This window comes from Desulfobacter sp., assembly GCA_028768525.1.
Lineage (GTDB): Bacteria > Desulfobacterota > Desulfobacteria > Desulfobacterales > Desulfobacteraceae > Desulfobacter.
Map to the genome: position 1 here is coordinate 4,037,219 of CP054837.1, position 15,776 is coordinate 4,052,994.

11 protein-coding genes are annotated in these 15,776 nt (G+C 54.3%); 8 read left to right on the plus strand and 3 right to left on the minus strand.

Annotation, left to right across the window (positions count from 1 at the left end; genetic code table 11):
* Nucleotides 1-69: 69 nt before the first annotated feature.
* Nucleotides 70-2,139: a formate dehydrogenase subunit alpha gene (gene fdhF, locus HUN04_17920; GenBank protein ID WDP91473.1), complete on the plus strand. Its 2,070-nt coding sequence runs from the start codon at nucleotides 70-72 to the stop codon at nucleotides 2,137-2,139.
* Nucleotides 2,140-2,411: 272 nt separating this feature from the next.
* Nucleotides 2,412-3,698: a tyrosine--tRNA ligase gene (locus tag HUN04_17925; GenBank protein ID WDP91474.1), complete on the plus strand. Its 1,287-nt coding sequence runs from the start codon at nucleotides 2,412-2,414 to the stop codon at nucleotides 3,696-3,698.
* A 10-nt stretch (nucleotides 3,699-3,708) separates the two neighbouring features.
* Here the strand turns inward: HUN04_17925 and HUN04_17930 are convergent, their stop codons facing one another.
* Together HUN04_17930 and HUN04_17935 are read right to left on the minus strand one after the other, a co-directional pair.
* Nucleotides 3,709-5,511, minus strand: a complete 1,803-nt coding sequence (locus tag HUN04_17930) for an ABC transporter ATP-binding protein (protein ID WDP91475.1) — start codon at nucleotides 5,509-5,511, stop codon at nucleotides 3,709-3,711.
* Nucleotides 5,504-7,231 carry an ABC transporter ATP-binding protein gene (locus HUN04_17935; GenBank protein ID WDP91476.1) on the minus strand — a complete coding sequence of 576 codons (1,728 nt, stop codon included), beginning with the start codon at nucleotides 7,229-7,231 and terminating at the stop codon, nucleotides 5,504-5,506. Before HUN04_17935 ends, HUN04_17930 begins: the two co-directional genes overlap by 8 nt.
* A 369-nt stretch (nucleotides 7,232-7,600) precedes the next feature.
* Between HUN04_17935 and HUN04_17940 the strand changes: the two genes are divergently transcribed.
* Nucleotides 7,601-8,530 carry a DNA-binding response regulator gene (locus HUN04_17940; GenBank protein WDP91477.1) on the plus strand — a complete coding sequence of 310 codons (930 nt, stop codon included), beginning with the start codon at nucleotides 7,601-7,603 and terminating at the stop codon, nucleotides 8,528-8,530.
* A 15-nt stretch (nucleotides 8,531-8,545) separates the two neighbouring features.
* On the opposite strand, the gene HUN04_17945 is transcribed toward HUN04_17940, so the two are convergent.
* Nucleotides 8,546-9,220: a PAS domain-containing protein gene (locus tag HUN04_17945; GenBank protein ID WDP91478.1), complete on the minus strand. Its 675-nt coding sequence runs from the start codon at nucleotides 9,218-9,220 to the stop codon at nucleotides 8,546-8,548.
* 277 nt (nucleotides 9,221-9,497) lie between these two features.
* Between HUN04_17945 and HUN04_17950 the strand changes: the two genes are divergently transcribed.
* From HUN04_17950 to HUN04_17970, 5 genes are all read left to right on the plus strand, one after another.
* Nucleotides 9,498-11,879: a DNA polymerase II gene (locus HUN04_17950; GenBank protein ID WDP91479.1), complete on the plus strand. Its 2,382-nt coding sequence runs from the start codon at nucleotides 9,498-9,500 to the stop codon at nucleotides 11,877-11,879.
* A gap of 212 nt (nucleotides 11,880-12,091) precedes the next feature.
* Nucleotides 12,092-12,292, plus strand: coding sequence for a SlyX family protein (locus HUN04_17955; protein ID WDP91480.1), 201 nt, complete (start codon nucleotides 12,092-12,094; stop codon nucleotides 12,290-12,292).
* A 120-nt stretch (nucleotides 12,293-12,412) separates the two neighbouring features.
* On the plus strand, nucleotides 12,413-13,069 hold the full coding sequence (locus tag HUN04_17960) for a PAS domain S-box protein (protein WDP91481.1): 657 nt from the start codon (nucleotides 12,413-12,415) through the stop codon (nucleotides 13,067-13,069).
* Nucleotides 13,070-13,182: 113 nt separating this feature from the next.
* Nucleotides 13,183-13,974 (plus strand): IclR family transcriptional regulator, encoded by a 792-nt coding sequence (locus HUN04_17965; GenBank protein WDP91482.1) that lies wholly within the window; start codon nucleotides 13,183-13,185, stop codon nucleotides 13,972-13,974.
* A 601-nt stretch (nucleotides 13,975-14,575) separates the two neighbouring features.
* Nucleotides 14,576-15,775, plus strand: coding sequence for an MFS transporter (locus HUN04_17970; GenBank protein WDP91483.1), 1,200 nt, complete (start codon nucleotides 14,576-14,578; stop codon nucleotides 15,773-15,775).
* Nucleotide 15,776 lies beyond the last annotated feature (1 nt).

Below are 15,776 nucleotides of genomic sequence, written 5' to 3' on the forward strand. Positions count from 1 at the left end.
ACATAACGAATTTTTGCGTGATATATCAAGACTTTTTACGGTCTACCATAAATAAAAGGTGAATTTACCATGCAATATGAATGTATCAGAACCACCTGCCCCTACTGCGGGTGCGGCTGCCAGATGCTGCTGGAGGTGACCGACGGCAGGCTGACCAATACCCTGCCCCTGAAAGACGGGGAAATGAACCAGGGCAAGCTGTGCATCAAAGGGCATACCGCCCATGAATTTGTCCACAGCGAGGACCGCCTCACCCGGCCCCTGATCCGGAAAAACGGCCGGCTTGAGCCGGTTGGATGGGAGGAGGCCTTTGCGTGCGTGGTCTCCGGATTCTCCAGAATAAAAGCGGCCCACGGGGGCGACGCCATCGGCGCGTTCAGTTGCGCCAGAAGCACCAATGAAGAGAATTATGCATTCCAGAAACTGGTACGGGCCGGTTTCGGCACCAATAATATCGATCACTGCGCCCGGCTATGACATGCGCCGACAGTGGCAGGTCTTGCCGCTGCGTTCGGAAGCGGGGCCATGACGAACTCCATCGAGGAGATCGCCCATGCCGACTGCCTCCTTGTGGTGGGGTCCAATACCACCGAAGCCCATCCCCTGATCGCCCACCGGATGTTCAGGGCCAAGGAAAGGGGGGCGACGCTCATTGTGGTGGATCCCCGGAAAATCCAGCTGGCCCGGATGGCGGACATCCATGTCCGGCTGAAATTCGGAACGGACATCGCCTTTATCAACGGGGTGATGAACGAGATTATCCAGAACGACTGGCATGACAGGGCATTCATTGAAGAGCGGACCGAAAATTTTGAGGCCCTTGCCCGAACCCTTGGGGCCTACCCGGTTGAAAGGGCGGCTGAACTGAGCGGGGTGCCTGAAGAAACCATTAGGGCCGTTGCAAAACACTTCTCCCGGGCCGGGAACGCCAGCATCTGCTACACCCTGGGGATTACCGAGCACGCCCACGGGGTGAACAATGTGAAAACCCTGGCCAACCTGTCCATGCTCACCGGCCAGATCGGAAAACCCTCCGCCGGGGTCAATCCCCTGAGGGGACAGAATAATGTCCAGGGGGCCTGCGACATGGGAGCCCTGCCCAATGTATACCCCGGTTACCAGGCGGTAACCGATGACGGCGCCCGGGAAAAATTCCAGAATGCCTGGGACAGGCCCCTGTCCGGCCGATTGGGCAAAACCATCCCTGAAATCATGGACGGCCTGATCCAGGGGTCACTCCGGGGGCTGTTCATTTTCGGGGAAAATTCCGTGGAGGGAGACCCCAATACCTCCCATGTCCGCAAGGCCCTGGATGCTGCAGAATTTTTAGTGGTGCAGGATATTTTCCTCACCTCAACGGCAGAGATGGCGGATGTGGTGCTGCCCGGCGCCTGCTGGGCCGAGGTGGACGGCACTTTCACCAACAGCGAACGGCGGGTGCAGCGGGTGAGAAAGGCGGTGGAACCGCCGGGCCGGGCCATGCCCAACTGGCAGATTTTCTCAGAACTGGGAAGGCGCATGGGGCTTTCCATGCCCTATGGCGCTGCCGGGGATATCTTTGATGAAATGGCCGGACTGACCCCCAGTTTTGCGGGCATCAGCTACGACCGCATCGCGCACATCGGGCTGCAGTGGCCCTGCCCGACACCGGACCATCCCGGGACCGCCTTTCTTCACCATGGCCGGTTCACCCGGGGCAAAGGGCTTTTCCACAGCGTGGAATACAGCCCCTCAAAAGAACTGCCGGACAGCTCATTTCCTTTTATTTTGACCACGGGGCGCCGTTATGTCCACTACAATACCAGTTCCATGACCGGAAGATGCCCCTCCCTTCAAAGGGAGATGGGCGATCCCATGGCCCAGATGAATGTGGCGGACGCCTTAAAAATGGGGATTGCCACGGGGGATAATATCTGTGTCACCTCCCGGCGGGGAAGGGTGGTTACCCCGGTAAAAGCCGACGACACCGTCCCCCGGGGGGCTATTTTCATGGATTTTCATTTTGTCCACGCCAACTCCAATAACCTGCTGGGAACCTTTTTGGACCCGGTGTCCAACACACCGGATTACAAGGTCTGCGCCGTGAATATAGAAAAATGCGCCAGCCCTGATTCACCGGTCACCGTAAAAAGCGCTTGATATTTATTGGGGGGCTGTATATAAGATCACATCTTTATTGGAGGATTAATTTGACACATCGGAATACAGACAGGCAGGCCTATTATTATTGCGGATATTATCCATATCCGGCTGCCGTGGTGTTTCCATGATAAAATAGATTCCATATAAAAATCGACGAACATAAATGCCGCGGGCCGGAAGCGCCTGCGGCATTTTTTATTTTTAAGGGCTGCAGCGGGTTTCCGGGCTGCAGCCCTTTTTTTTTATTTTTTACCGGAGGCCTATTGAAAATGAATGTATTAAGAATTTTAAAAGAGCGGGGATTCATTGAGAACCAGACCCATGATGCGGAGCTTGAGGATCATTTAAACACCGGGGGGAGGCGTTGTTACATCGGGTTCGACCCCACGGCGGACAGCCTTCATGTGGGCCATCTCATCCCCATCATGTCCCTGGCCCACATGCAGCGCTGCGGCCACCGCCCCATCGCCCTGGTGGGGGGCGGCACCGGCAGGATCGGCGACCCCAGCGGAAAGACCGAGATGCGGCAGATGATGACCCTTGAAACCATTGAAAACAATGTGCAGGCCATCAAAGGCCAATTGTCCCATTTTATTGATTTCGGCGGGGACGGGGCTGTTCTGGCCAATAATGCGGACTGGCTGGCCGGCCTGGAGTACATTCCCTTTTTACGGGATATCGGCAGGCATTTTTCCATTAACCGCATGGTCAAGGCGGAAAGCTACCGCCAGCGCATTGAGTCCGAAGCGGGGTTGAGTTTCATTGAGTTCAATTACATGCTTCTCCAGGCCTATGATTTTTTAAATCTCTTCGACACCCGGGGCTGCATGCTCCAGATGGGGGGCAGCGACCAGTGGGGAAATATCCTGGCCGGGGTGGAGCTGGTCCGGAAAACCAGGGCCCAGACCGTATTCGGCATCACCTTTAAGCTGATCACAAAAAGCGACGGCACCAAAATGGGGAAAACCGCCGGCGGCGCGGTATGGCTGGATCCGGAGAAGACGTCTCCCTATGATTACTACCAGTTCTGGATCAATACGGGAGACCTGGATGTGGAAAAGTTTCTGGCCCTTTTTACCTTTCTGCCCATGGCGGAGATCCGGCAGGTGGGCAGCCTCTCGGGGGCCGGCATCAACCAGGCCAAAGAGATCCTTGCCTTTGAGGCCACCCGCCTGGCCCACGGCAGGGACGCGGCGTTGGACGCCCGAACCGCCGCTGCCGCCGCCTTTGGCAGCCGGGATTTGTCCGGGGAGATTCTGCCCTCCTCCGCCATCCCCAGGAGCGGCGCCGGGGATGTCTCCGCCGGCCTGCCCACCACCTGCATCCCCCAAGGCGATCTTGCGGCCGGTATCCCCGCCTACCAGCTCTTTCACCGGGCAGGCCTAGCCAGATCAGCAGGGGAGGCCCGCCGTCTCATCGGCCAGGGCGGTGCCTATATCAACGGTGAAAAGGTCGTGGCATTTGACCAGGCCGTGGGCGCCGTCCATCTGAAGGATGGTGAAATGATGCTGCGGGCCGGGAAAAAGAGATACCACAGGATTACCCCTGAGGTTTAACCGTTCGGGGTTAAATGGTTTCTTTTTTCAGCAGCATGGCATATTCCCCGTTCTGGGCGGCCAGGGCGGCATGGCTGCCCTGTTCCACCACCTTGCCCTGTTTGAGCACCAGGATATTGCCGCATTCCCGCACCGTGGAGAGGCGGTGGGCGATGATGATGGCCAGCCGCCCTTCCATGAGTTTGTTCATGGCGTCATGGACCTGGGTTTCCGACTGGGAATCCATGTAGGAGGTGGCCTCGTCAAAAATGATGAGGTCCGGGTTGAATGCAAAGGCCCGGGCAATGCAGACCAGCTGCTTCTCGCCGGAGGACAGCGGCCGCCCCCCTTCGCTGAGTTTGGTATCCAGGCCTGAAAATTTATCAAAGAGAAAACCACAGTTCGCCCTGTGCAGGGCCGCCCTCAGGTCATCATCATTTTTCCCGGCAGCCGGGGAGATGTTTTCCCTCACCGTGCCGGAAAACAGGATGGGATCCTGCATGACCAGGGCGGTCCGGCGGCGTATATCCCGGATATCCATATTCTGGTGGGGCTGTCTGTTGATGCGGATGATCCCCATGTCCGGCCGGTAAAAACCCGTGATCAAATTGATAATGGAGCTTTTACCGGAGCCGGTCCGGCCCACAATGCCAAGGGACCTGCCTTTATCCAGGGTGAATCCGATTTTTTCGAGTACCGGCACGTCGGGGGTGTAGGAGAAAGTTACGTCCTCAAATTCCAGCCGGTCGATGCCGGTCAGGGCGGCCGCCCGGTCCGATAGCCGGTGGCGGGCCCTGGGGGTGCGCAGCACAGTGATGATCCGTTCTGCAGAGGCCAGGGCGTTCTGGAGAAGGTTGAACTTTTCCGACAGCTCCCGCAGCGGCCTGAAAAACAGCTTCATATAGGAAAGGAAGGCCACCAGTTCCCCCAGGGTCATCACCTCTCCGGCAACGGAATAGGAACCGGCCCAGATGATCACGGCCGTGGACATCACCCCTAAAAATCCGATCATGGGCATGAATACCGCAAATACCCGGATCTGGGCCATGGCCGCGTTGAAATGGGCATGGTTCAGGGCGTGAAATTCCCTGACGAACCGCTGCCGGGCCGTGTTTGTCTGGATGGTTTTTATGCCGGTGATCCCTTCTGAAAACCGGTGGTTGATTTCGGAAATTTTCTGCCGGATGGTTCTGAATACATTGCGCAGCACCCGGGAGAAGTAGGCGATGGCCAGAACAATCACCGGGATGATCAGGCTCAGGTACAGGGCCAGCCGAGCGTTGATGGTAAAGAGGATGGCAAAGACACCGGCCATGAGCAGCAGGTCCTTGAAGATAAATACCAGGATGCTGGTGAACATCTCGTTCATGTTTTCGATGTCCCCGGCCACCCGGGCCACCAGCCGGCCCGAGGCGTTTTTATCGTAATAGGAGACCGGCAGCCCGGTCATGTGGGAAAAGAGTACGATCCGCAGGTTGAGAATTATTTTCTGCCCCGAGTATTCCATGAACAGGGTCTGGCAGAAATCCAGGGTAAAGCCCCCGACAATCACCAGGCCGAAGAGGATACAAAAGGTGGTGAAGCTTGTGATCTGAAGGCCCAAAAAAGATAGGCCCGCAGTATCCCCCGCCGGGATGATAAATCCGTCAATGGCCTTCTGGGTGAGGGTGGGCAGCAGCAGTTCGAAACCGGTAACCATGAACACCAGCAGGGTGGTCAGCCCCAGCATCCAGGCATAGGGCCTGACATGGGGGAGCAGTTCCCTGAACAGGGTGAGGTCGGCCAGGCGCACCTTTTTTTCTTCGGCCCCGGGAAATCCCTTTGCATCAGACATGGGCGTCCTCCTCAAACTGCTGGACCCTGAAGGATTCCCTGTAAAAGGTGTTTGTCTCCTTTAGTTCCTCGTGGGTGCCGGCGGCGGCGATTTTTCCTTTATCCAGAATATAGATCCGGTGACAGGCCGCCAGGGCCGATAGCCGGTGGGAGACCATGACCAGTGCCGATTGCGGATTCATTTCAAATATGCCGGTGATCACTTTCTGGGCGGTCTGGGTATCCAGCTGGCTGACCGGATCGTCCAGGAGGATCACCGGCTTGTCCGTGACAAGGGTCCGGGCCAGGGCCACCCGCTGCTTCTGGCCCCCGGAGAGGGTGACGCCCCGTTCCCCCACCACCGTGTCGAGGCCGTCGGGCATGCGGGCCAGGGTTTCCTCAAGGTCGCAGAGCCGGATCACCCGGTGCAGCTGGTCCCTGTCCGCGGCCCGGCCCATGAGAATATTCTCCTCAAGGGTGCCGGAAAATAGAAAGGGCTCCTGGGCCATGAGGGAAATCCGGCGGCGGAGAAATTCCGGATCCAGGTCTTTGAGCCGGCGGCCGTCAAGGCGGATTTCGCCCTGGTCCGGATCGTACAGCCTGGGGATGAGCTGGATCAGGCTGGTCTTGCCCGATCCGGGCGGGCCGGTGATGCCGATGCGGCGGCCCGCCCGGATATCCATGGAGATATCAGAGAGAACCGGGGCCGCCCCCCCATAGGAAAAGCAGACATTTGCCAGTTCAATATTTCCCTCAACCCGGTCGATGGTCTCCGGGGCGCTGGGCGTGTCAATGCCGGGTTCGGCGTTGAGCAGGGTCCTGATCCGATTCAGGGAAGCCATGCCCCGCTGGAAGAGATTGGTCATCCAGCCGATGGCGATGACGGGCCAGGCAAGGATTCCCAGATATTGGATAAAGGCCACCAGGTCCCCGGGGCTGATGGCTTTATGTATTACTAAAAAACCGCCGTAGCCGACGATGATCAGGGTGGACAGGTTAAAGAAAAGACCGAGCATGGGCCGGAGCAGGGCGTTGACCACGGCCCGTTTCAGGTTTTTTCTGAAATAGTCCCTGGAGGCCGTCTCAACCTTGTCCTGAATCACCGGTTCGAAGTTAAAGACCTTGATGACCCGGATGCCGAAAAAGCCTTCCCGGATCTGCTCGGTAAGGGCGGAAAATGCCTCCTGGGCCGTGCGGTGGAAAAGGTGCATTTTTTTGCCCAGAAACTTGGTGGTCAGGACCAGGAAGGGCATGGGAATCAGGGTCAGCAAGGTGAGTTTGGGGCTGGTCCAGACCATGATGGTGATGCAGGCGCTCCCCAGGAGGATGGTGTCCACCAGGGCGATGATGCCGAAACCGAAGGCCATGCGTACGTGGTTGATGTCCGAGGTGGCATGGGCCATGATATCCCCGGTTTTGGTCTTGTCGTAATAGGCCTGGTCCAGGGAGAGCACATGTTCGTACAGGCTGTCCCGGATCCCCCGTTCCAGGTCCCGGGCCGCCCCCATGAGCAGGATCCGCCACCCGTAGCGCAGCAGGGCCATGAAGATCCCCAGGCCCACAATGATCAGGCATTGGACCATCAGTACCTGGCGGTCCAGCCCGGCCGCCGCCAGGGTGTCTACGGCCCGTTTGACGATCTGGGGCACCCCTAGCTGGGCCAGGTCCACGGCGATCATGCAGAGGATGCCGCCCATGATTCGGACAAGATTTTTTTTGAAATAGGGAAGGATCAGTTCCACGCATCAACTCCTGAAACAGCAGGTCACCACACCTGCAGTAATTAGATAAACAGCGCCGGTTCGGAAAAAGATAAGACATTGAAGCTGTAATTTCAATGGGGGGATGTCTAGTGACCCGGGCCCCAAGAATTTTTTGCTTTTCAAAGTCTGTTTGTGTAATATGAGCCCATTAAACCGAAATCAAAGATTCGTGTTCGTGCCTTTCAGATTTGCTGGCAACAAAAGTATCACCCATGTGAGAACCGGCGGGGCATTAATGCTGATGTGGGGTTTTCAATGCATGTCAGCCGGCAACTCCCTGATCTTGTTTCAATTCTTAACAAGGCCATTGACAGCATCCCGGCCCGACTGGATCACAAAGGGGGGAGAATGGACCGGGCCAGAATACTCATCGTCGAAGGGGACCGGTGCTTGGCGGCCGACCTGGAAGATCGCCTGACAGCAATGGAATATGAGGTATGCGGCAATGTCGCCTCGGAAAAAGAGGCCCTGACAGCTGCCGAACGGACCCGGCCGGACCTCGCTGTGATGGATGTCGGCATCCGGCGCATTGAGGCCGGGGTTTCCCTGGCCCGGATTCTGGACAAGCGGTTTGCCATTCCGGTCATATACCTGACCGCACCCATGGATGACATGACAATTGGGCGGGTAAAGCAGACGGCCCCCATGGCCTGTCTGGCCAAACCTTTCAGCCCCGACGACCTCAAGGCCGCCATAGAGGTCAGCCTTTTCCGGAAAACTAGGGATCTGATACAGAAAAAATCCCTTGAAAGACTTGAGGAAAAGATGATTTACCGGTCCCGCAAACTGTACGCGGAGATCCTGGAGCGGAAAAAAATAGAGACCCGGCTTAAACGGGCCGTGGAGGAATTGGAAAATGCAAACAGGGCCCTTGCCGCCATGGTGGATACCCGCGAAATCGAAATCCAGGCCATCCGGGAGACCATTCGATCCCGCCTGGAACAGCGTGTCCTGCCTTATATCTCGGCCCTTGAGGAGGAGGTGGCCGGCAGAGAGCCTGAAACCACCACTATAGGGTTGCTGAAAGGGGCGGTGATGAAGACCGTGCCAATAAAAAAATATTCCATCCCGCCTTTCCAGGACAGTCTCTCCCCCAGGGAGCTTAAGATCGTCGATCTGATCAAGGAGGGGAAATCGACCAAACAGATCAGCCGGTATATGAATATATCACCCGGCACCGTTTCCGCCTATCGGAACAAGATCAGAAAGAAACTGGGACTGATCAATACCAAGACGAATCTTCGCAGCTTTCTGGCAATCGGCCGGGTCTCAGCATAGAGATCCGGCCGTGGTTCACGGGCGGTCCGTTTTTTTGCCCCTGGCTGCGGCCAGGCGTTTTAAAATCTTTTTCTCTCCGATTTTCTGTTTCATTTCAGGGAACCAGTCTTCTTCGCCATAGTATTTTTCAAGGCACTCGGGACAGAGGCTGTGGGAAAAATTCAGGCTGAAATTTTTGGACAGATAGCTGTCGATTTTCTGCCAATACTCATCATCCACCCTGATGTCATGGCAACCGGCGCAGATGGGGACCAATTCCCGTAATTCCATGATTTCGGTCATATTCTCAATTTGAAGCAGCACCAATGAGGTCCCGTCATAGTTAAAGGGGGAAGCAATGACGGAGATGAAAATTTCCTCCACCTGGTCACCGGATATGATCTCCATTCTGACCTTTTTCCGTGATACCTTCTGTGTTTTAAAGGCCTTGGCAACGGATTTGCGAATAATGCAGGCTTTGCAGTATTCGGCATGGCCGCACCCCGATTCGGTTTCCGTGGAATGGAGACAGTGAAGCACCTCTCCGGCCGGCTGCCTGAGGACCATTTCCGGGGCAGCCCCCACCATTTTTTGAGAGGCCCGGTTTAAGCCTACAACAGAGACATTTTCATCCACTATAAAAACAGGGTAGGGCATGGCATCAACCATGGGGCCGACAATATTCCGTACCATTTTCAGATAATTAATCATATCCATTCCTCCTCTGTGTTAGGCATTCTCTATTGGCGTGCGTCCTGGGCATGCCTTGTGATGCATTTTATCGGCTTCCTTTTAAAAAGGGAATATAACAATAATGTAGTATTATTGTACCCATGCAGCATATATTCAAACCATTCGTCCGCCCCCTCTCCGCCCAGAACTCTGTGCCATAAAAATTTATACCCATCCGTAAGGCCGCTGCTGTCCATTGGTTGTAAATATGCCGGCAGTGGTTTCCAATCCGGGCCGGATATGGGATGATATCCCCATGGACGCTTATCAAGGGTACATACTGACCCGGGAACATTTGGAAAGCCGGGGCGGGCTGCTGCTGCGGTATACGGGCAGGGGGGCACAGGGGCCCTTTGAGGTGGTGATCACCCGGGACCGTCCCCTGTTTTTTATTGAGCGAAGCGCTGCCCTGCCCGGGAACCTGGCCTTTGAAAAGAGAAAGCCGGTTGAATTGGCGGCCTTCGGGGGAGCGCCTGTGGACGCCCTTTATTTCAGGAACCAGCCCATGCTCTACCGTGCCCGGAAGCAGCTCCGGGACCTGGGGATCACCACCTTTGAATCGGATATCATGCCCGAAGACCGGTTTTTAATGGAGCGGTTCATCAACGGGAATGTATTGATCAAAGGGGAGGGCAGATACCGGGGCGGAATGCTCAGGTTCAATGATCCGGTCCTGGCCCCGTCGGATTTCAAGCCCCGGTTTTCCCTGATGTCCCTGGATATTGAAACCGGTCAGCATGGGGAACTTTACTCCATTGCCTGCCATGTTGAGGGCGGAGAAAGGGAGCCCTTTGGCATTGTGCTGATGCTGGACCCGGCCGCTGCCGGAAATACGGGAGCGGCCGCCGGTCTGCCGCTGGATATCCGGCTGCCCGGCGGGGCGGTCGTCCCCCTGACAGAGACCGGCTGGATGGTGCGCCTGCCCGGTGAGGCGGAACTGCTCAGGGGATTTAACGAGGTGGCGGCGGTGCTGGATCCGGATATCCTCATGGGGTGGCATGTCATCGGGTTTGACCTGGTGTTCCTGGCAAACAAGTACAGGGAACACGGCATCCCCTTCACCCTGGGCCGGGACCGGCGGGTGCCGGATATCCGGGAAATCCGCAAAGGGGTATTTGCCGCCGATATCAGCGGCCGCATCGTCATTGACGGACCGCCGGCCCTGCGCGGCGCCTTCTATTCCTTTGACAATTTTCGCCTGGAGACGGTGGCCGGTGAGGTGCTGGGCAGGGGAAAGGATATCGGAGAAGAAACCGATAAGGTGGCGGAGATTGAACGGCGGTTCCGCCACGACAAAGCGGCCCTGGCCCGGTACAACCTCCTGGACTGCACTCTGGTTGCAGAGATTTTCGCCCGGACCGGCCTCATGGATCTGACCTGGAAACGGGCGCAGCTTTCGGGGCTGGCCATGGACGGGGTGGGGCGGTCCGTGGCCGCATTCGACCATTTTATGCTCCCCAAGATCCACCGCCACGGCCTGGTGGCGCCGAATATTAAAGACATCAAGGATATCGGCCATGCCCCGGGGGGATGGGTGTTCACCAAGTCCCCCGGTTTTTTCGAGCAGATCGCCGTATTTGATTTTAAAAGCCTCTATCCTTCCATTATCCGGACCTTTAAAATCGATCCCCTCTCCAGGCTCAAGGCCGGCAGCAATCCCCTGGATACCCCTGTGGGCCCACGGTTTTCCAGGACGGTCCATGTGCTGCCCGAGTTTATCACCACCCTGATGGAGACCCGGGAGAGGGCCAAAAAGAAAAAGGACGCCCACCTCTCCCAGGCGGTTAAGATATTGATGAACAGCTTTTACGGGGTCATGGGCACCACAAAGAGCCGGTTTTACAACCCCGACCTTTCCCGGTCCATCACCGGCACGGGAAGGTGGCTGCTGAAAACCACCCGGGAATTTCTGGAAGGCCGGGGATATGCCGTCCTTTACGGGGACACGGATTCCGTATTTGTCCAGCTCAAACCCGGTGAATCCAAGGACGGGGAGGCGGCAGCCCGGCAGCTTGCCCTGGCCATCAATGCCTTTCTCACCCGGACCCTCAGGGAAACATTCAACTTAGAGTCCCATCTGGAGATTGAATTTGAGAAATTATTTGTCCGGTTTTTCCTGCCGGCCCTCAGGGGCGGGGGGGACAGTGCCAAAAAGCGGTATGCCGGCCTCGTTCAAAAGGGTGAGGACAGGGAACTGGTCTTTACCGGGCTGGAGTTTGTCCGCTCGGACTGGACCCGGTTTGCCCGGCAGTTCCAGTATGATCTTTTTAACAGGATATTCAAGGGGGAGGAGGTGGAGGGGTGGATCCGGCAGAAAATCATGGAGATCAAGGCCGGGCGCCATGACCGGGACCTGATCTACAGAAAACGGCTGACCAAGCCCGCCGGGGAATATGTCAAGGTGGTGCCGCCCCATGTCAAGGCGGCCCGGCTGCTGGGGGATAAGATGGGAAATGCCAGGGAGATTGCCTATGTCATGACCACCAGGGGGCCTATCCCCACGGCCCTGCCCCATGAAGACCTGGACTACGGCCATTATATTGACAAACAGCTTAAACCCATTGCCGACGCCGTGCTCCATTTTTCGGACATGAGTGTGGCCGAAATCATGGGAGGAAAGCAGCTGAGCCTTTTCTAAGGCAGCGAGTGGAAATAACCTTTACATATTGCGCCTGATTTTTATTCGTGTTTAAGGCGCGTATAACGAGCTATATAAGCCTTGGGCCAACGAAGAAGACGGATAAAAAGACAAGCAAGATGGATCGGTTCTTTTTATTGGATGCCTAAGTGCTTGGGATGATTAATTTCGGCAACAATGTTTTCGTTTAAAAAAAACAGGGAGAACCAATCGTGGATGAAAACCGTTTAATGGATATTGAAACCAAACTGGCATACCAGGAAAAGACCGTCAAGGAATTGAACGAGGTGGTCTGTGAGCAGCAAAAAGAGATAGAACGGCTCGGCGCCGTCTGTGAAAAGCTGTTGAAAATAAGCAGGGAACAGGCCATGGGCATTGATGCCCCGGCCAATGAAAAACCGCCCCATTATTAAAATTGTTTGCAGGGGAGGGGACGGTCCCCCACGGGGGGCCCCGGAATATAAAATGCTCTGTTTTTTTACCGGTTTTTGTTAGACTGCCATTGTGCCGTCAATTGCAAAGGAGCCCGGATTGTGGATAGGAAAGAATTGCTGGATGAACTGGCAAGGCTGAAAGAGAGTGAAACTCACTATCGGATTTTGATGGATGAGTCCACGGATCCCATATTTTCATTTTACCCGAATGGCCAATACCGGTATGTGAACAATGCCTTTGCAACAGGGGTGGGGCGGACCGCGAAAGAGATCATCGGCAGGACCATCTGGGACATTTTTGAAAAGGATGAGGCGGACAAGCGGTTTGCCGTTGTTCGGGAGGTTTTTTCCCGGGGCGTTGTAAAGGAAATTGAGGTTCGGGTGCCGCTGCCCACTGGGGACACATGGTATCTGACAACGGTGAAACCGATTTTCAATGCCGCCGGTGAGGTGGATACCGTCATCTGCATTTCAAAGAATATAACATCCAGAAAGCAGGCGGAAATCGCGCTTGAACTCAAGCATGAGCGTCTGGTAAAGGCCATGGAAGAGATCAACGCCCTGTCCGGGCTGCTGCCCATCTGTGCTTCCTGCAAGAAGATCCGCGACGACCAGGGATACTGGAACCGGCTGGAGTCCTATATTGAAAGCCATTCCGACGCGCAGTTCAGCCACGGCATCTGCCCGGAATGTTCAGACAGACTCTATGGCGGCCAGCGGTGGTATGCCAGAAAGAGGCCGGACAGGGACAGCTGACCCCAAGACGCATATCCCTGGCTAAAAACCGTTCTTTGTGTTATTCCTCCGATATTGTGAATATTTTGGAAAACCGTTATCCTCAAAGAAAGACTGCAATGGCAGTATAGTAAATGACACCCAAGAAAAAATCCCAGGGCCGTATCATCCAGTCGGTTGACCGGTCCATCAATGCGTTGAAGCTCTTTTTGGGAGGAGCCGAGGAACTGGCAATCAAGGATTTTGCCAGGGAGCTCGACCTGCCCAAACCCACCATCTACAGCCTGGTCAATACCATGGCCGCCCACCAGCTCCTGGAGCAGAACCCTGAAAATTCGAAATACAGGCTGGGACCGGTGCTTTTCCGGCTGGGGCTACAGTATGCCCGGCAGTCCGATGTGCTTTCCATGGTACGTGTCTATGCAGAGCGGCTCTGTTATAAATTTGCAAAATCCGTCAATGTCTGCATGCTGGCCGGCGGCCAGGCCGTGGTGGTCTATAAGGTGGACCCGGACCAGGCCGTGATTGCCTATCCCGAAGTGGGGGCGGTGGTGCCCGTCCATAACACGGCCAACGGAAAAATCCTCCTGGCCTTTGCCGAGCCCGAGGTCAGGGATGAGGTTCTCAAGGATTATAATTATATTAAATCAACGGAAACCACCATTACCGATGAAGCTGAGTTCCTGGCCGAACTGGACCGGGTGAGGGAAGCCGGCGTCGGTTTCAGCCGGGCCGAGGGGCTGGCCGGCATCCATGCCATTTCCGGCCCCATTTACAACCACAGAAACCAGGTCATCGCCTCCTTTGCCATCTCTGGAAAGGAAGCCTATTTCGCGGAAAATGAAAACCGCCTGGTGGGTGAGGTAAAAAAAACAGCCCAGGCCATCTCCAGGCAGCTTGGCTATACGGGCGCCATCTATACCTGATCCCCCAGGTAATCGACATGACCGGTCCAAGCCTCGGTGTCCCGGCCTTGAGCCGGGGTGCCTCCTTGTTCAAGGCCGGTGGGCATGGTTTTTTTTCGAACGTTTGAGGAAGGGAACAAATTTAAGGAAAGGGCTTGCCCTATTTTCCCAGAGTAAGTTTGTTCCCCGGTTTAGCTGATTCTCCCGATATCAGCTTGATCCGGTATTTAAATGCGCGTTCCAGTGTAAAGACCATCCCCGATATATAGTAGTGGGTTTATCATTTGAAAATTTGAGCGATTATAGAAAGTTCCCGGCCCAAAATTGATATCCTCCTGCGTCTTCATTACTACTGACTAATAATCAATAATTTTTGATCCCTTGAGACGAAAAAGGCGAATATCTCTTGTTACAAAGCAAAACGTTTTCTGGAGGTTTTATGTTTTTACGGAATGGTGTATTAAAACTGTTTTGTTGTAGCATTTTGGCTGGTTGTAAAGCGTTATGGAAAAATGGATGGATTTGAAATGGAATGGTGGAATAGCTTGTCGGAATTGATGCACGATGGAAACCGATTTAATTAAGAGAAGCTCTCCAATGAAGACAACGCAAGGACGTTTGAATGAAATTAGGCAATAAATTGTTCAATTGGGGTTTTATCACTCTGAATATTTTCATTTTGTTTTCATTCTGTAACCTTGCCGTATTTTACGATTTTTACAATTATCTTGAGTTGCTTCAGATACCAATTGAATGGCGGGGCGGGGTCATCGGTATTTTTTCGGTTAGTGCCTTGATTTTCCGCCCAATAATCAGCCTGTTTTTAACCCCTCGTCATGCAGTCAAATCGATTGCCATTGGCCTGATCCTCATTGTCACCTGCTTATGTCTATACAGTACGACATCATCATTATATTTTTTGATTTTACTGCGGATTTTCCACGGTGCCGCATACGTTCTCCTCATGTCGTCCTCGGTGATATTATTGATGGTGTTTATGCCGCCTGAAAACAGCGGGCAGGGGTTCAGCATTATTTCTATTATGACACTGCTTCCTTATGCCGTAGTCCCTTTGGTCCTGGAAAGTGGTTATTTACCTATTGTTAGCCGCCAGGTTTATTCATATATGGCGTTTCTTATCCTACCCTGCGCATTCCTGCTAATTCCGCTTTCCATGAGGGCGCGTGACAGAAATATTAAAGATAAATGCCGCCGTAATGACAAAGAAGAACTATGTAAGCAGTTTTGGATGAACCTAAGGCACCCCAGGGTATCTATACTGCTTCTGGTGAACGGGCTTGTTTTTTTAGTATATGCATTGGTTTTTTATTTCTTGAAAGCATTTTTTGGGGCAGCCGATTTTGGCGATGTCGGTCTTTTTTTTACAATATCCACCCTGACCATGATTATTGTCAGGATTGCAATGGGTTCCTCGTTTGATATATACAACAAGGCTTTAATGGGCATGCTCAGTCTTTTCATCTTTGCGGTTAGCCTGTTGTTTCTGGGGTATGCGGCTTATTATAAGCAATTCTATTGTGCCGCTATTATGTATGGAATGGGCATCGGCGCTGCAACGCCGCTTTTGAACAGTCTCATGTTTGTTGTATCAAAACCGGAATATAGAGGCGTAAATGCCAATCTTATGCTGGAGATGGTGGATCTTGGTTTTTTTGCGGGCCCGTTTGTCGGAGGACTGGCTGTGTCGGCCGGGCTGGAAAAAGAGGTTATCCTGACCTGTTGCGCGGGCTTAATTATGCTCACTGCCAGCCTTTTGATTCCATTTTTAAAAATAAGCCATATGAATATAAAAGCAGAATAAT